This window comes from Cupriavidus sp. 96C5-1 (genome assembly GCF_057798855.1).
Genome location: NZ_JBYOJU010000003.1, coordinates 414,274 through 431,354, shown reverse-complemented (window position 1 = coordinate 431,354; position 17,081 = coordinate 414,274). Strand labels below are relative to the sequence as shown.

16 protein-coding genes and 1 tRNA gene are annotated in these 17,081 nt (G+C 64.4%); 10 read left to right on the top strand and 7 right to left on the bottom strand.

Annotated elements, in window-relative coordinates; translation table 11 throughout:
• From AC3FOF_RS06745 to AC3FOF_RS06720, 6 genes are all read left to right on the top strand, one after another.
• Positions 1-1,424, top strand: a 1,424-nt coding sequence (locus tag AC3FOF_RS06745) for a DUF2345 domain-containing protein (RefSeq protein ID WP_488726114.1), incomplete at its 5' end; no start/stop codon positions are given.
• Positions 1,424-2,266 carry a VRR-NUC domain-containing protein gene (locus tag AC3FOF_RS06740; protein WP_488726113.1) on the top strand — a complete coding sequence of 281 codons (843 nt, stop codon included), beginning with the start codon at positions 1,424-1,426 and terminating at the stop codon, positions 2,264-2,266. The genes AC3FOF_RS06745 and AC3FOF_RS06740, both read left to right, overlap by 1 nt.
• Before the next feature lie 17 nt (positions 2,267-2,283).
• Positions 2,284-3,828 (top strand): type VI immunity family protein, encoded by a 1,545-nt coding sequence (locus AC3FOF_RS06735; RefSeq protein ID WP_488726112.1) that lies wholly within the window; start codon positions 2,284-2,286, stop codon positions 3,826-3,828.
• Between the two features lie 76 nt (positions 3,829-3,904).
• Positions 3,905-4,447, top strand: a complete 543-nt coding sequence (locus AC3FOF_RS06730) for a hypothetical protein (RefSeq protein WP_488726111.1) — start codon at positions 3,905-3,907, stop codon at positions 4,445-4,447.
• A gap of 12 nt (positions 4,448-4,459) precedes the next feature.
• A complete protein-coding gene (locus tag AC3FOF_RS06725; RefSeq protein WP_488726110.1) occupies positions 4,460-4,822 on the top strand; it encodes a VRR-NUC domain-containing protein in 363 nt (120 codons plus the stop codon).
• A gap of 3 nt (positions 4,823-4,825) precedes the next feature.
• Positions 4,826-6,391 (top strand): type VI immunity family protein, encoded by a 1,566-nt coding sequence (locus AC3FOF_RS06720; RefSeq protein ID WP_488726109.1) that lies wholly within the window; start codon positions 4,826-4,828, stop codon positions 6,389-6,391.
• A gap of 377 nt (positions 6,392-6,768) precedes the next feature.
• Here AC3FOF_RS06720 and AC3FOF_RS06715 read toward each other — a convergent pair whose 3' ends face one another.
• From AC3FOF_RS06715 to cysS, 7 genes are all read right to left on the bottom strand, one after another.
• Positions 6,769-7,071 (bottom strand): hypothetical protein, encoded by a 303-nt coding sequence (locus tag AC3FOF_RS06715; protein ID WP_488726108.1) that lies wholly within the window; start codon positions 7,069-7,071, stop codon positions 6,769-6,771.
• A 316-nt stretch (positions 7,072-7,387) separates the two neighbouring features.
• Positions 7,388-7,481, bottom strand: a tRNA-Ser gene (locus AC3FOF_RS06710).
• Between the two features lie 150 nt (positions 7,482-7,631).
• On the bottom strand, positions 7,632-8,882 hold the full coding sequence (locus AC3FOF_RS06705) for an aspartate kinase (protein ID WP_035818946.1): 1,251 nt from the start codon (positions 8,880-8,882) through the stop codon (positions 7,632-7,634).
• A 165-nt stretch (positions 8,883-9,047) separates the two neighbouring features.
• Positions 9,048-10,496 carry a tRNA lysidine(34) synthetase TilS gene (tilS, locus tag AC3FOF_RS06700; protein ID WP_488726107.1) on the bottom strand — a complete coding sequence of 483 codons (1,449 nt, stop codon included), beginning with the start codon at positions 10,494-10,496 and terminating at the stop codon, positions 9,048-9,050.
• Positions 10,462-11,433 (bottom strand): acetyl-CoA carboxylase carboxyltransferase subunit alpha, encoded by a 972-nt coding sequence (locus AC3FOF_RS06695; RefSeq protein ID WP_017226263.1) that lies wholly within the window; start codon positions 11,431-11,433, stop codon positions 10,462-10,464. The genes tilS and AC3FOF_RS06695 overlap by 35 nt, the downstream gene beginning before the upstream one ends.
• Before the next feature lie 125 nt (positions 11,434-11,558).
• Positions 11,559-12,464 (bottom strand): DNA-3-methyladenine glycosylase family protein, encoded by a 906-nt coding sequence (locus AC3FOF_RS06690; RefSeq protein ID WP_488726106.1) that lies wholly within the window; start codon positions 12,462-12,464, stop codon positions 11,559-11,561.
• Entirely contained in the window at positions 12,449-13,837 is a 1,389-nt protein-coding gene (gene cysS, locus AC3FOF_RS06685) for a cysteine--tRNA ligase (protein ID WP_488726105.1), read from the bottom strand. The genes AC3FOF_RS06690 and cysS overlap by 16 nt, the downstream gene beginning before the upstream one ends.
• Positions 13,838-14,271: 434 nt before the next feature.
• Between cysS and AC3FOF_RS06680 the strand changes: the two genes are divergently transcribed.
• The 4 genes from AC3FOF_RS06680 to AC3FOF_RS06665 all read left to right on the top strand — a co-directional run bounded on the left by AC3FOF_RS06680 (position 14,272) and on the right by AC3FOF_RS06665 (position 17,038).
• Entirely contained in the window at positions 14,272-14,967 is a 696-nt protein-coding gene (locus AC3FOF_RS06680; protein WP_276267371.1) for a tetratricopeptide repeat protein, read from the top strand.
• Positions 14,968-15,046: 79 nt separating this feature from the next.
• A complete protein-coding gene (locus AC3FOF_RS06675) occupies positions 15,047-15,631 on the top strand; it encodes a peptidylprolyl isomerase (RefSeq protein ID WP_017225604.1) in 585 nt (194 codons plus the stop codon).
• 21 nt (positions 15,632-15,652) lie between these two features.
• Positions 15,653-16,153, top strand: coding sequence for a peptidylprolyl isomerase (locus AC3FOF_RS06670; RefSeq protein WP_017225603.1), 501 nt, complete (start codon positions 15,653-15,655; stop codon positions 16,151-16,153).
• A gap of 87 nt (positions 16,154-16,240) precedes the next feature.
• Positions 16,241-17,038, top strand: a complete 798-nt coding sequence (locus tag AC3FOF_RS06665) for a UDP-2,3-diacylglucosamine diphosphatase (RefSeq protein ID WP_488726104.1) — start codon at positions 16,241-16,243, stop codon at positions 17,036-17,038.
• Positions 17,039-17,081: the final 43 nt, after the last annotated feature.

Below are 17,081 nucleotides of genomic sequence, written 5' to 3'. Positions count from 1 at the left end.
TCGGCCGCCACTCCTGCTGGATACGCCCCGCCCACGGCTGGGCCGGCACCCGCTGGGGCCATCTCGCACTGCCGCGCATCGGCCAGGAGGTTCTTGTCGATTTTGTCGACGGCGATCCTGACCAACCCATCATCACCGCGCGCATTTACCGCGTCACCAACCCCACCCCCTACGCGCTGCCCAAGCATCAAGTGCTCAGCACCATCAAGAGCAAGGAGCACAAGGGCCAGCGCGCCAGCGAGCTACGCCTGGACGACACCACCGGCGAGATCAGCGCCGCGCTGATGAACGACCATGGCGCCAGCGCCCTGCATCTCGGCTACCTCACCCATCCGCGACCCGACGGCGGCGCCCCGCGCGGCGAAGGCTTCGAACTGCGCACCGACCTGCATGGCGCGCTGCGCGCCGCCCAGGGCCTGCTGCTCTCCGCCGAGACGCAGCGCGATGCCGCCGGTGGACAACTCGACCGCGAGGCCATCGTCGCCGCGCTCGACGCCGCGCTCCAGCTCGCCAAGGCGCTGGGCGATTACGCCGGCCAGCATCAGGGGCTGCCCCACGACGCCAAGCCGCGCGAAGGTCTGACCGACGCGGTGCGAGACATGGGGCATGGCGCCAACGACCAGGCCAACGGCAGCGGTGATGGCACCAAGCCGTTGCTCGCGCTGTCCGCGCCCGGCGGCATCGCGGCCGGTACGCCGCGCACCCTCGCGCTGGGCGCGGGCGAACACATCGATGCTGCCGCGCAAGGCAACCTGCAGCTCAGCGCCGGCGAGCGAGCACTGATCCACGCCGGCAACGGCATCAGCACCTTTGCGCAGAACGGCGACGTGCGCCACATCGCCCATCAGGGCGAGATGTTGCTGCAGGCCCAGCACAACCGCATGCGCTTCGAAGCCGAACAAAACGTCGAGATCAGCGCCAGTCAGCAGCACGTCGTGATCGGAGCCAACACGCACCTCACGCTCATCTGTGGCGGCGCGTACGTCAAGATCGCGAACGGCAACGTCGAAATGGGCATGCCCGGCACCTTCACCGTCAAGGCAGGCAGCTATGACTTCATCGGACCGGCCAACGCCAATGCCGCCCTGCCCATCTTCAAAGCCCCGTCGACCGGCGACTTCGAAGCCCGTTACCGCATGCGCAAAACAGACGAACGCGCCTTCCAGGGCTATCGCTACAAGTTGATGAGCGCAGGCCAGCTCCTTGTTGAAGGATGGACCAACGACGAAGGCGAAACCGAACACGTGGAAAGCGCCAACCCACGCATGGTCCACGCGTACAAAACCATCATGCGCGACGACCAGCGTGTCACCGAGAACTGGAGTTCCATCATCGATGGCATCGGCGATGACCGGCCGTGCGCCGACCAACCGTCACCGTTCACGGATGACTTTCTGAACGAACAAGCACAGGAGAATGCCTGATGCCACTTCCCGCTGCTGCCGCCGCCGCATTGCTCTGGGGATATCGTGCCTACAGGGTCTATCAGGCCGTCGAAACCGCGGCAACAATCGCAGAGGGCGTCGAGTTCACGGCCCATCTCGCCGAACGGCGCGAGCAAATCAAAAAGGTACTCAAGTCTGTTATTGAGAGCTTTGCCCAAGAAATCGACAAGAAGAGTTCAACCTTCGCCCAAATCGATCACGGTGGGCGCAGCACGATCTCGCGACGAGGCAAGGAAGGCACCACTTACAAGGAGTACATCGACAGAAAGGTCCCCTTTCGCCCCGCCATCAGTATTGCGTGTACCTGGGCCAAGGACTCTCCGATCAAAGTGCCCAGGCGTATCCGCAAAAAAGTGGGCGGCGAACTCGTCGCCATGACAATCGACGTGTTCCTGAAGCAAACCACAGCGTCCTTGATCTTCGAGGCCATCGACGAAACGCTGGATTGGCAGAGCCCGCTCAAGGCCGAACCCAACTACATGAACGGCAAGGCATGGCTCGGTGAGCCACCAACACGCCCCAGGCGTATCAGCGAGGTCTTTCCCTTCTGGCCACGGCCTAAGGGCAGCCTGGCACCGGACCTGGCCATCGTCGAATATCGGCAGCAGCCATTTCACGTGCCCAACGTGTTTGTCGCGGTGGAGATCAAGTTTCCAAGGGACTGGGTGAAGAACAAGCAAATGGATGACTACGTGAAATTGATGAACCAGGATACAAAAAAAGTTGCATTGCTCAGGGTTCCGGAGGACTGCACCGGATACAAGCCGGAGGAATCTCAAGCTGGAGAATCAAGCCGCCAAAACGGAAGGAAGAAACGATGAGCACGATAGATAGGGAAATGACCGACGACGAGATCGCCGGCATGGTCGCCGATCTGAAAGAATGGCCGAGTATCGCCCACGACAACGGCTACTATGAATTGGCCGTGATGCCGTTTCTCAGCATCTACTTCGCCGCAGATCCAGCACATCATGTGGAAACGGGCCTTGCCATGATCGATGTGCATGAGGCATTCGAGCGCCTGCTGGGCGCCCCTTTCAAGATCCAGACCCATCCCGATTCGGAGCGGCCTCACCCCTACGGCTCCAAGCGACTCGGCAATCTGCGCGAGTGGGCGCGTAAGGTACCCCGTAACAAGGGCTTCACCTTCGATTTCACGGACGAGACCAACCACCAAAGCTCGCCGACGAACGCGGGTTATTACTGGAGAGACTCGGATCTAGGTTTTGGGGGGCCCAGTTACTCCAGCATCCTCCTCTACTACCGTTGGCAGTGGTGGCTCGACAACCGCGATGCCTGGCGCCGCTTCGTGCACGACACCATCACGCGCCTGCGCCCCGAACAGGTCTACAGCGGTTTCGCCATGGCCAATCCGCTGGAGTTTGGCACCCGCTCCGAGGTCACCGTCTGGGACCGGGCACTTGCTCCGCATTTCTACGGTCTGGATACCGACTACCCCTTCACCATGAAGCACCATCTACCGTCGGGTCTACGTTCGCCGACCTGGGGTTTCTTCCTGTCGGACATCTGGCGCGAGAAGCTCTCGCTCGACCGCGACGCCGTGCGCGCCGCGCTGGCCGATCTCCGTATCCGCATCGATGAGCTCGACTGCGGCCAATGGATCGAGCTTGGCCCGCAGCCGGCGTTGTATCCGGTCGAGAACGGCGTACCCGAGTTACCCGTCATGCTCAACCGTCTGCTGCGGCCGCTGCGGCACACCAACCTGGACCTGCTCGGTTTTGGCGAGTGGGACGGCGATCCCAACGTGCGCTTCAATCGACGCGACACCGAGCGCTGGCTCGCTCGCTTTGACGACGACGGCGATTGGCCGTCACCCGAGGTACGCGGCCTCGCGCCCGACGCACCTCGCCAAGAACCACCGCTAACGCATGCCACCGGCGGCGAGGCTTGCCCGCGCGCCGGCTGGTGGGTCACGTCTGCCAAGCGCGGCACGCGCCAACACTTCGAGCAAGGCGAACGCCTGCCCGTCATCGAAAGCGGCCACACGCACGGCATGACGCTATGGCAATGGGACATCGATCAACGCGAGCAGATCACACCGCCTGCCGAAGCGCCCCGAGAAGCCCAGAGCCTCCAGCCCGCCCCACGCGCCGGTCTCTGGCTGCAATCCGGCCAGCCCTTGGTGCGCTGTCGCGTTGGCGACGGTGAATCGCTGCCGCTGGTCGACGGTGTGCCCGTGACCTGGCTGTGGACCGAGCAACCTCCGCCCGGCATGCGCGCCACCAGCGGCCAGCCTTGCCCCTATCCCGGCGTGTGGCACTGCGAAGACATCCCTACCGGTCCGAGCACCTTCCTGCATGGCACGCCCATGCCCCAGGTACACGGACGGGACGTCACCTGGTTTTTCGCAAAGACGCGATGACACACATGACGCTGCAATGGGACATCGATCAACGTGAACCGGTCACGCCGCGCGGCGTGAGCGAAGCGACATCCTCATGAACGGATACGGGAAACCCGCCCTGTTTTGGATCATCGTTGGAGTGGTCACCCTGTCGGCGGTGTCACTGGGTATCGCAGCGCTGCAGCATGTCCCGAACCTATCCATGTTCGCACGCTACATGCTCGATATTCGGGACGAGTCCGTGGCTCCGGCAACTGTACGCGAAAACTATGACCACTATCGCGATCGCATCGTCTGTTTTCCGGGAACGGCGAAGGATGTCGCCCCCTATCCCGCGCCAAGCGCGGAGGATCCGCTCTCCCTCATCTTCGCAGACGTTTTTTCGGGCGAACTCAAGCTACAGACGGCAGACGGTGAAGAGGTCGGCGTATGGGTGACCAAATACGATGCGCTCGATTGGGAAGCCACGGCTATTTCCGATGTCACTGCTGGCGATGACATCAAGGTGTGCGGATCGCCCATACCGCGGCCGACGGTCAATCCCAAAGATGAGACTGGGCTTCTTGTCATAGGACACATCGTCGAGCATCGGTCGCAAAGTGCGCAAACAAGCCGGCCCCTAACGCGACCGAAGTGATGAACCTCGTACGTGATTTCGGCCTCGTCCCGCGCGGCGTGCACCCTGCAGAACCGACCGTCAACGCGCCCCAGGCGTGTCAACGATCTCTCTCCGTTCTGGCCACGTCCTGCGGGCAGCCTGGCACCGGACCTCGTCATCCTTGAATACCGGCAGCCATTTCATGTGCCCAACGTGTTTGTCGCGGTGGAGATCAAGTTTCCAAAGGACTGGGTGAGGAAAGAGCAAATGGACGACTACGTGGGATTGATGAATCAGAATGCAAAAAAAGTTGCATTGCTCAGAGTTCCGGAGGATTGCACCGGATACAAACTGGATGGCGAAGGTAAGCCCTCCAAGCCATCCGGATCAACCGGTGGCAAAGGAAGAAGATAAATCATGAGCACAACCTATCAATTGTTTACTCAAGACGTCCTCGACGATTTCGTCACGATGCTCAAGGAATGGCCTAATTCTTATTATGAGATCGACGGGGCCGAATATACCATCAGCCCCTTTATCAGCTTCTACTTCGCAGCAGATCCGGCGCGTCATGTGGAAACGGGCCTTGCCATGATCGATGTGCATGAGGCATTCGAGCGGCTGCTGGGCTCCCCTTTCAAGATCCAGACCCATCCCGATTCCGAGCGCCCTCACCCCTACGGCTCCAAGCGGCTCGGCAATCTGCGTGAGTGGACGCGAAAGATACCCCGCAACAAGAGCTTCACCTTCGATTTCACGGACGAGACCAACCACCGAAGCTCCCCAACAAACGCAGGCTATTACTGGAGAGCCTCTGATCTGGGTTTTGGCGGCACCAAATACTCCAACGTCCTCCTCTACTACCGCTGGCAGTGGTGGCTCGACAACCGCGATGCCTGGCGTCGCTTCCTGCACGACACCATCACACGCCTGCGCCCCGAACAGGTCTACAGCGGTTTCGCCATGGCCAATCCGCTGGAGTTTGGCACCCGCTCCGAGGTCACCGTCTGGGACAGGGCGCTTGCTCCGCATTTCTATGGCCTAGATACCGAATACCCTTTCAGCATGAAACTCCATCTGCCATCGGGTCTACGTCCACCGACCTGGGGGTTTTTCCTGTCGGATATCTGGCGCGAGAAGCTCTCGATCGACCGCGATGCCGTGCGTGCGGCCCTGACCGATCCGCGCATCCGCATCGATGAGCTCGACTGCGGTCAGTGGATCGAGCTTGGCCCGCAGCCGGAGTTGTATCCGGTCGAGAACGGTGTGCCCGAGTTGCCTGTCATGCTCAACTGTCTGCTGCGTTCACTGCGGCACACCAACCTGGACCTGCTCGGCTTCGGCGAGTGGGATGGCGATCCCAACGTGCGCTTCAATCGACGCGACACCGAGCGCTGGCTCGCTCGCTTTGACGACGACGGCGATTGGCCGTCACCCGAGGTACGCGGCCTCGCGCCCGACGCCCCCCGTCAAGAACCACCGCTAACGCATGCCACCGGCGGCGAGGCTTGCCCGCGCGCCGGCTGGTGGGCAACGTCTGCCAAGCGCGGCACGCGCCAACACTTCGAGCAAGGCGAACGCCTGCCCGTCATCGAAAGCGGCCACACGCACGGCATGACGCTATGGCAATGGGACATCGATCAACGCGAGCAGATCACACCGCCTGCCGAAGCGCCCCGAGAAGCCCAGAGCCTCCAGCCCGCCCCACGCGCCGGACTCTGGCTGCAATCCGGCCAGCCCCTGGTGCGCTGTCGCGTTGGCGACGGTGAATCGCTGCCGCTGGTCGACGGCGTGCCCGTGACCTGGCTGTGGACCGAGCAACTTCCGCCCGGCATGCGCGCCACCAGCGGACAGCCTTGCCCCTATCCCGGCGTGTGGCACTGCGAGGACATTCCTACCGGTCCGAGCAGCTTCCTGCATGGCACGCCCATGCCCCAGGTACACGGACGGGATGTCACCTGGTTTTTCGCTAAGACGCGATGACACACATGACGCTGCAATGGGACATCGATCTACGTGAACCGGTCACACCGCGTGGCGTGGGCGAAGCGACATCCTCATGAAAGGATACGGGAAACCCGCCCTGTTTTGGATCGTCGTCGGACTCGTCACTCTGTCAGCGGTGTCTCTGGGTATTGCCGCGTTACAGCACGTCCCGAATCTATCCCTGTTCGCGCGCTACATGCTCGATATTCGGGACGAGTCCGTGGCTCCGGCAACCGTACGCGAACACTATGACCACTATCGTGATCGCATCGTCTGTTTTCCGTTACGGGGCGAGACACTTTATTCGGACAGATGATGCAGTATGTCCACCGCATAACCGATCGCCTAGTGAGCCGGATGCGCGTCGCTTGATTCTAACCTTGAGGGGAAGTTGATAGCCGATGCAATGCCGAGCGCAGGTCACGTTGCTGATCTGGCATGATGCGCTGCAGGCAGGACGGCCGGGACGACGATGCTGCCACGCTCTCAAGCGCGCGCGTGCTCCCTTCGCAGACGGCCGCGAGGAACACCAGGTACAAGCTGCGCTCCATCGGTGTGAGGCGCTTGTCGCGCAGCAGGGCTAATGGAACGTTGACAGCGGATGCCGGCTGGATATCGCCCGGCGATGTCGAGGCCTGCGGGGCACGGTGGCAGGAGGAAGGCGCTTGGTGGGACATGATCAGACGCCATCGAACCCTGGCAAATCGCCAGAAGGGTTCGTGTGGCATCCGATTCCCGGGGTGGCGTCAGGAGGAAATCTGAAATGAGACGCCCCCCTCCGAATTGTCACTTGACACCTCGGAGCCCAAAACCGAGCCCCTTCCCGTACATGGGGTACCTTCCCCTTGGAACTTGCTGGAACCTGAATTTCGACCCTTGCGAGACCTGTCGAAGCGCCAACCGTTTTGATAGTCGACTTGCTAGTTCTTGAACCGGCCACAAAAAACAAAACCCCGGAAGACCGCGATCTTCCGGGGTTCTGCCGCCATTAACTGGCGGAGACGGAGGGATTCGAACCCTCGATCCAGGTTTTGGCCCGGATGCTCCCTTAGCAGGGGAGTGCCTTCGACCTCTCGGCCACGTCTCCCAAACCTGCCGTTGTGTGAGGGAGGCCACACAACGAAGCGCGTATTCTATCGGTCGGATTTCAATTGGTCAACGGTGATTTGACGACTAATTAAAAATATTTGCATGGACCGATAGTTGGACAAGCCGCGCGCGGCCCGTCCCGCATGGATCACGCCTGATCCAGCTCGAACACCTTATGCAGCGCGCGCACGGCGAGCTCCATGTACTTCTCGTCGATCAGCACCGAGATCTTGATTTCCGAGGTGGAGATCATCTGGATGTTGATGCCTTCTTCCGACAGCGTGCGGAACATCTTGCTGGCGATGCCGACATGCGAGCGCATGCCCACGCCGACCACCGAGACCTTCGACACCTTGGGGTCGCCCGATACGCTGGCGGCGCCGATGTGGGCCTTCACGCCATCGTTGAGGATGGCCAGCGCGCGCTGGTATTCGCCGCGCGGCACGGTGAAGGTGAAATCGGTCTTGCCGTCGACGGACTGGTTCTGGATGATCATGTCGACGTCGATATTGGCGTCGGCTACCGGGCCCAGGATCTGGTATGCGATGCCGGGCTTGTCGGGCACGCCCAGGACGGTGATCTTCGCCTCGTCACGGGCAAAGGCGATGCCGGAGATGACGGCTGCTTCCATTTCAGACTCTTCCTCAAAAGTGATCAGCGTGCCCGAGTGCATTTCCTGCTCGAGCGGCATCAGGGGGTCGGTCAGCGACGACAGCACGCGGGTCTTCACGCGGTACTTGCCGGCAAACTCCACCGAACGGATCTGCAGCACCTTGGAGCCCAGGCTGGCCATTTCCAGCATTTCCTCGAAGGTGATCTGGTCCAGGCGGCGAGCGTCCTCGACCACGCGCGGATCGGTGGTGTAGACCCCGTCCACATCGGTATAGATCAGGCATTCGTCGGCTTCAATGGCGGCGGCGATCGCCACGGCCGAGGTATCCGAGCCGCCGCGGCCGAGCGTGGTGATGTCGCCCTTGCCGTCGATGCCCTGGAAGCCGGTGATGACGACCACGCGCCCGGCATCGAGATCGGCCAGGATACGCTCGTCGTCGATCGATTCGATGCGGGCCTTGGTGTGGGACGAGTCGGTCTTCACCGGCACTTGCCAGCCGGTGTAGCTGATCGCGCCGACGCCCTCGCCCTGCAGCGCGATGGCCAGCAAGGCCGAACTGGCCTGCTCGCCGGTCGCGGCCAGCATATCCAGCTCTCGCGGGCTCGGCTGCGCCGAAATTTCCTTGGCAAGGCCAAGCAGGCGATTGGTCTCGCCCGACATGGCCGAAGGCACCACGACTACGCGGTGACCGGCGCGGTGCCATTTGGCAACGCGCTTGGCGACATTCTTGATGCGTTCCGGAGAACCCATCGAAGTGCCGCCGTATTTGTGAACGATGAGAGCCATCTTCTTGTCGACGCCAGCGATTGTACAAAGCCTTTGAAAATACACGAAGAGGCGCCCCGAGGCAAGGCGCAGGCGTGACAAGTGAAGTCAGGGGGAAGTGGCGCGCGCTACTCGCCCGCCTACAAGCGGGACCAACGGCGAGCGCTTGGCGCGGCTTAATCCGGCTTATCCGATGTGCCCGCCGTTGCCGGACCACGCAAGCCATTCAACGCGCCAGCGCGGCGCCGCAGGCGCATCCGGCCAGCGCCGGTGCATGCCCAGCCCGGCCGCGAACACGAGCTGGCCGCCCGCCCACAGCAAAGGCAGCCGCGCGCGCCGCGCCATCGGCACGCCGGCCTCCTGGTAGGCCTGCTTGAGCGCGCGCGCCGGCCCGCCCGGGCGCAGCACGATGCGCTCCCCGCCCTGCCGCCCCGCCAGCCGCAGCGGCTGCCGCAGCACGGCCTCCGGCAGGCCGAAGGTATCGTCGCGGGTAAAGCGCAGCTCCCCATGCCATGCAGGTGCCGGCAGGCAGGCCTCGCCCGTCCATTGCAGCGCCAGGTCCCCCGAGGCGATGGCCGGCTCGGCGCGGCAGGCCAGCACGCGCCCCTGGAAGCGCCGCAGCACCAGCGTCTGATGATGGATGGCAGGCTCGCCGCCCGCGTGCTCGATCAATTGCGCGCGCATGGCGGCAAGCCGCGCGGTGGACGGGGCCTGCACACCGAGTTCGCGCAGCCAGAGCCGCAGCACCGCGTCGGCCTGGGCCGGCGACAGCGCGCGCAACCCAGGCAGGTCAAGCTCGGCAAGCGTGCCGGCATCGCGCGCCGGGCGCACCAGGGCCGCCATCGTCTGCGTGGTGAGCGCGTCGAGCAGTTCGCCGGCCTGTGCCAGATGCGCGGCGGCCTGCGCCACATTGGCGCGCAGCGCGGGAAACGCTGCGACCAGCGCCGGCATCTGCCCGCGCAGCGCGTTGCGGGCGAAACGCGGATCGTCGTTGGAGGGATCGTCGATCCAGGTGAGCGCATTGGCTGCGCAATAAGCCTCGATGTCGTCGCGCGCGACCTCCAGCCAGGGACGCAGCAGCACGATCTGCTGCCGCGCGCCCATCCGGCGCAGCCGCGGCATGCCGCCCAGCCCGGCCAGCCCGCTGCCGCGGAACAGGCGCAGCAGCACGGTCTCGACCTGGTCGTCCAGGTGATGCGCAAACAGCAGCAGCGCCGCGCCGGCCTCGTCGCACATGGCCTCCAGCGCAGCGTAGCGGGCCCGGCGCGCGGCCGCCTCCAGCCCTTCGCCATGCTGCTGGCTCACTGTGACGCGGCGGCTGAAGAACGGCAGCTCCCAGTCGCGGCATAGCGACGCGCAAAAGTCGTCCCACTGGTCGGCCTGTGCCTGCAGGCCGTGATGCACGTGCAGCGCGGCCACGCGCAGCGGCAGCGACCCCGCCGCCACCGCCGCCCGCAACGCATGCAGCAGCGCGACGGAATCGCGTCCGCCGGAGAGCGCCACCGCCACCGTGCCTGCCCGCGCGCCGTCGCCAGAAACAACAAAGGCCGCACCGGCCTGCAGGGCCTGTGCGACCTTGTCGGTCAAGCCGGCGGACGGGTCAGCCCGGTGCGCCGGTTTCCTTGAACTTGCCATAGGCGAGCAGGCGCTCATAACGGCGCGCCTGCAGTTCCTTCACACTCATGCCCTGGAACTGGCGCAGCGAATCCGCCAGCGAACGCTTGAGCATGGCGGCCATGCCCTTGACGTCGCGGTGCGCGCCGCCCAGCGGCTCGCTGACGATCTTGTCGATCAGGCTGAGCGCCTTGAGGCGGTGCGCGGTCAGGCCGAGTGCTTCGGCGGCTTCCGGCGCCTTCTCGGCGGTCTTCCACAGGATCGAAGCGCAGCCTTCCGGCGAAATCACCGCGTAGGTGGCGAACTGCAGCATCTGCACCACGTCACCCACGGCAATCGCCAGCGCGCCGCCGGAGCCGCCCTCGCCGATGATGGTGGCGATCAGGGGTACCTTCAGGCCGGCCATCACATAGAGGTTGTGGCCGATGGCCTCGGACTGGCCGCGCTCTTCCGCGTCGATACCGGGAAATGCGCCCGGAGTATCGACGAAGGTGAAGATGGGCAGGCCGAACTTGTCGGCCAGTTCCATCAGGCGCTTGGCCTTGCGGTAGCCTTCGGGCTTGGGCATGCCGAAATTGCGCATGGCGCGCTCTTTCGTATCGCGGCCCTTCTGGTGACCGATCACCATGCATGCCTGCCCGTTGAAGCGGGCCAGGCCGCCAACGATGGAGAGATCGTCGGCAAAGGCGCGGTCGCCGTGCAGTTCATGGAAATCGGTGAAGATCTCCCGCACATAGTCCAGGGTGTACGGACGTTGCGGATGCCGGGCGATCTGGGCCACCTGCCATGGGGCCAGGTTGGCGTAGATGTCCTTGGTAAGCTGCTGGCTCTTGCCGGCCAGCCGCGAAATCTCTTCGGATATATCGACAGCCGAATCATCCTGCACAAAACGCAGTTCTTCGATCTTTGCCTCGAGTTCGGCAATTGGCTGCTCAAAATCCAGGAAGGTGGTTTTCATGAGACTCGCGTACCTGTCTGTGAAGGGGCGCATTCTACCGGAATTCACCCACTAAACCGCAAGTCTGCGGATGCAGCCTCGCGCACTTCCATGCAACTTCTCTGCAAATTCTGCTATTCACCAGCCTAATAGGTCACCGGCAGCGGGTCAAGACTGCGCCACATATACCATGTGGCAACAGTGCGCCACGGCTCCCAGTTGGCCGCCACCTCGCGCGCCTCGCTGCGGGTGACGGGCTCGCCGCTGAAGTAATTCGCCGAAATGGCGTTGATCAGGCCGACGTCGTCCAGCGGCAACACATTGGGCCGCATCAAGTTGAACATCAGGAACATTTCGGCGGTCCAGCGGCCAATGCCGCGGATCTGCGTCAGTTCCGCGATGACGGCTTCGTCGTCCATCTCGGTCCAGCTGTCGACGTGCACCCGCCCCGCCTTGAAATGCTCGGCCAGGTCGACGATGTACTCGGCCTTGCGGCGCGACAGGCCGCAGGTGGCCAGGTTCTCGTGGCCGGCCTTGAGCATCTGCGCGGGCGTCAGCCTGGGGCACATCGCCGCCAGGCGTTCCCAGACAGTCTGCGCGGCCTTGACCGAGATCTGCTGGCCCACCACGGACCGTGCCAGCGTGATGAAGGGATCGCCACGCGAGATCAGGTGCGCCGGGCCGTAGGTGGGGATCATCTTGCGCAGGATGCGGTCGCGCTTCATCAGGTCGGCGCAGGCTTCGTCCCAGTAGGCCGGCCGCACCGCATCCACCACGGTCTCGACCGGCAGCGGCAACGCCTCGGCTTCCGGCAGCACCGGCGCCTTGGAGGCGCGCGCCGCGGGCTTGAGCACGGCCTTGCCGTCTGCCCGGACCACCGGGCCGGACGCCTTGAGCGCGCCCTTCGGCGGCTTGGCGACCTTCGCCGCCGCGCCGGCCTTGAGCGGCGCGGGCGGCTTGGCCACCCGCGCGGCCTTGGTGGCCGCAGCAGTCTTGGACGGCGCCGCGGGCGGCGCCGTCTTGCGCACGGCAGCGTTCAAGCGCGCCTCCACTCGGTGACACCGCCCGGCTTGTCTTCAAGGATGACGCCACCCTCCAGCAGTTCGGCGCGGATGCGGTCGGCTTGCGCGAAATCACGCTCGGCCTTGGCTTGCTTGCGCGCCGCGATCAGGGCTTCGATCTGCGCCGGCTGCAGGCCGCCGGCCATCTTGCCCCCCTGCAGGAACGCATGCGCATCGCGCTCGAGCAGGCCGAGCGTAGCGCCGAGCGCCTTGAGCTGTCGCGCCATCTCCGGCGATCCGGTGCGATTGACTTCGCCGGCCAGGTCGAACAGCACGGCCATGGCCACCGGTGTGTTGAAGTCATCGCCCATGGCTTCCACGAAGCGGCGCGCATGCGCCTCTTCCCAGTCGAGCGGCCGGCCGTCGGGCTGCGCGTCCTTGAGCGCGGTGTAAAGGCGGGTGAGCGAATGGCGGGCGTCGTCGAGGTGGGCATCGCTGTAGTTCAGCGGGCTGCGGTAGTGCGCGCGCAGGATGAAGAAGCGCACCACCTCGGCGTCGTACTCCTTGAGCACATCGCGGATGGTGAAGAAATTGCCGAGCGATTTCGACATCTTTTCGTCGTTGACGCGCACGAAGCCGTTGTGCATCCACATATTGACGAAGGTCTTGCCGCTAGCGCCTTCGGACTGCGCGATCTCGTTCTCGTGGTGGGGGAACTGCAGATCGGCGCCGCCGCCGTGGATATCGAAGTGCTCGCCCAGCAGCGCGCAGCTCATCGCGGAGCACTCGATATGCCAGCCAGGCCGGCCCGTGCCCCACTTGGAGTCCCACTTGCTTTCGGCAGGCTCGCTCTCCTTGGCGGATTTCCACAGCACGAAATCGAGCGGATCGTGCTTGGCTTCATTGGCGGCGACGCGTTCGCCGGCGCGCAGGTCTTCGAGCGACTTGCCCGACAGCCGGCCGTAGTTCGGGAACTTGCGCACCGCGTAGTTCACGTCGCCGTCGCTGGCCTGGTAGGCCAGGCCACGGGCCTCCAGCTTGCCGATGATGTCGAGCATCTGCGGCACGTAGGCGGTGGCGCGCGGCTCGTGATCCGGGCGCTGGATGCCGAGCGCATCGGCATCTTCGTGCATATAGCGGATGAAGCGGTCGGTCAGCGCACCGATGGTCTCGCCGTTCTCCGCGGCGCGGCGAATGATCTTGTCATCGATATCGGTGATGTTCTGTACGTAGGTCACCTGGTAGCCGGCGGTGCGCAGCCAGCGCTGCACCATGTCGAATACCACCATCACGCGCGCATGGCCGACGTGACAATAGTCGTACACCGTCATGCCGCACACATACATGCGCACACGGCCGGGTTCGATTGGCACGAAAGGCTGTTTTTCACGCGCGAGCGTGTTGTAGATATTCAGAGGATGCATGAAACAAGGTGAATGGATGAGAAATCCTGCCGGTGGCATGGCAGCGGGTACGTCACTGGCACCAAACTGGTGCCCGCCCGGCTGCCCGCGCCGCGCCGCCCTGCTCCGGAGCGCCCGTGACCGGCTACGGGCTGGCTCTCCCGCCACGCGGCGGGAAAACGGGGATGGCAGGAACAACGGTACGGCGGGACAACCCTTGCGAGACACCAGATGCGCCATTGTCGCGCCATTCGCGGGACCGGCTACTTGCGCCTGCGCAAACAGGCGCGCCCCATATCTTACCGGAAGCGCCCGGTCGCGGTGGCCCCTCGCCCGCCTTGCGGCGAACCGCGGCAGGCCCGCAAAGGCGGCATTGGCGGCAGATGGCGCCGATACCCGGGCCGGCATGGCCGCGCTTTGCTAGAATGCCGCGGAGTATAACGGACCGCCCATACATGAGCCTGTTCCTGCCCACCATAGCAACCGCTTCACCCCAGCCCGCGCACCGACGCATTGCGGCGGCCTCACTCGCCCTGGCGGCCATCCTGGCAGGCGTGCTGGCCGTGGCGGCACCCGCCCGCGCGCAGAACGGACCGCAGTCGCTCGCCGCCCCGGCCGCCGCGGCCGGCGGTGTGCGCTCGGCGGACCCGGGCATGGCCGACGCCGAGAAGGCGGCGTCGCAGAAGCGCTATGACGAGGCAATCGACCGCTTCGACCGCGTGCTGGCCACCAATCCGCGCAATGCGCAGGCGCGTTTCGAGCGTGCCTGGGCCCTGGCCCAGGCCGGGCGCGAGGACGAAGCCATCGCGGCGCTGGCGTCCATGGCCCAGGATTTCCCGGAACTGCCCGAACCGCACAACAACCTGGCCCTGCTGTATGCCAAGCGCGGCGACCTCAAGCGCGCCGAGGCGGAATTGTTGATCGCGATCGATGTCAAACCCGATTTCGCCGTCGGCTATGCCAACCTGGGCGACGTCTATCGCCGCCTGGCTGAGAATGCCTACCGCGACGCACTGCGCCATAACCCCAAGGAAGCCGGTGCCGCCGCCGGCCTCAGGCAGTTGCAACCGGCCGTGGCAAGCCAGCCGGCCGGCGCCGCCCGCAAGCCTGCCGCGGCAGCGAGCGCTCCGGCTGCCGCGCCCGCACGGTAAACCTTGCCTGGCTGGCGGGGCCGGTCATCCGCCCCGCCCCGCTGTTTCCAAATAGTTACCCCGATCCATGGAGTCAAGCATGATCTTTTCGCGTCGCCTCGTCCTTGCCGGCATGATTGCCGGCACCCTGGCGCTCTCGCCGCTGGCCGCGCAGGCACAGCAGGCGAAAGCCGAACGGGTGCAATTCGTCACCAGTGCCGGCAAGTTCACGCTGGAGGTCTATCCCGACGCGGCGCCCAAGACCGTGGCGAACTTCATGGAGTACGTCAAGAGCGGCTTCTATGGCGGCACCATCTTCCATCGCGTCATCAACGGCTTCATGGTGCAAGGCGGCGGCTTCGACCGCGACATGAAGCAAAAGCCCACGCGCTCGCCGATCCCGCTGGAATCCCAGAACGGGCTGAAGAACAAGGCCGGCACGGTCGCCATGGCACGCACCAGCGATCCCAACTCCGCCACCGCCCAGTTCTTCATCAATGTGGCGGATAATTCCAGCCTCGACTATCCGCAGCCGGACGGCAACGGTTACGCCGTTTTCGGCAAGGTGGTAGAAGGCATGGATACTGTCGAAAAGATCAAGAGCGCGCCTACCACCTCGTATGGCCCGATGCACAATGTGCCCGCTACGCCGATCGTGATCGAGTCGGCCACCGTCGTCAAATAACCACCGAACAAAGGAAAGCAAATGTCCAAGGTAGAACTCCACACCAACCAGGGTGTCATCACCATTGAACTCGACGCCGAAAAAGCGCCCAAGTCGGTGGAAAACTTCCTGTCGTATGTGCGCAAGGGCCACTACGACAACACCATCTTTCATCGCGTGATCAAGAACTTCATGATCCAGGGCGGCGGTTTCGAACCCGGCATGAAGCAGAAAGGCACCGATGCCCCGATCGAGAACGAAGCCGGCAACGGCCTCAAGAACGATCGCTACACGGTTGCCATGGCGCGTACCAACGCACCGCACTCGGCCACCGCGCAGTTCTTCATCAACACCGTCGACAACGACTTCCTCAACTTCACCTCGCCGACCCCGCAAGGCTTCGGCTACGCCGTGTTCGGCAAGGTGACCGACGGCACCGACGTGGTCGAGAAGATCAAGGGCGTGCGCACCGGCAGCGCTGGCTTCCACCAGGACGTGCCGCTCGAGGACGTGATCATCGAGAAGGCCGTGGTGGCCGAATAAGCCACTGGCAATCCTCGCCGGGACACGTTCCTCCGGGCCTTCGCGGGGTCGCGGCATGAAGTCAGGCCAGATTCTCTTTCCATACGCATGACTGCGACCCCATCCACGCCGGCTGCCGGCGCCCTCGCGGTGCCGGCGCCGGCGTGGTTCATTTCCGACCTGCATCTCACGCCGGAGATGCCGCGCACGCTGGCCTCCTTCGAGCAGGCGCTCGAACGCGCCGCGCATGATGCGCGCGCCCTGTTCATCCTGGGCGATTTTTTTGAATTCTGGGTAGGCGACGAGGAAACCGACAGCCCTTTCGCGGCGCAGGTCGCGGCCACGCTGCGCAAGCTCGCGGGACGCGGCGTGCAGGTGTACCTGATGCACGGCAACCGCGACTTCCTGCTGGGGCAGCGCTTCGCGCGCGCCGCCGGCGCCACCCTGCTGCCCGACCCCAGCGTGATCGAATGCGCCGGCCAGCGCGTCGTGCTAAGCCACGGCGACATGCTGTGCACCGACGACGAGCGCTACATGCGCTTTCGCCGCTGGACCCGCAAGCGCTGGGTACAGCGCGTGTTCCTGTCGCTGCCGCTGGCGCTGCGGCTGCGCGTGGCGCGCCGCCTGCGTGCCGACAGCGAGGCCGGCCGTGCCAGCCAGGCACGCCGCGACGCACCGCCAGACTATGGCGACACCACCCCGCAGGCCGTGGCCTCGCTGCTGCGCGCCAGCCATGCGCCGGTGCTGGTGCACGGCCACACTCACCGCCCCGCCCGGCACGAAAGCCCGGAAGGCGTGCGCTGGGTACTGACCGACTGGGATCTCGACGGCAAGCGGCCGCGCGCCGCCGTATTGCAGCTGGATGCGAGCGGATTCAGCGTATTGCCGCAAGTGCGGGTGGACTGACCAGGCGGGACCAGGCTGACTGGCGCCGGACGCGCCGGCGACA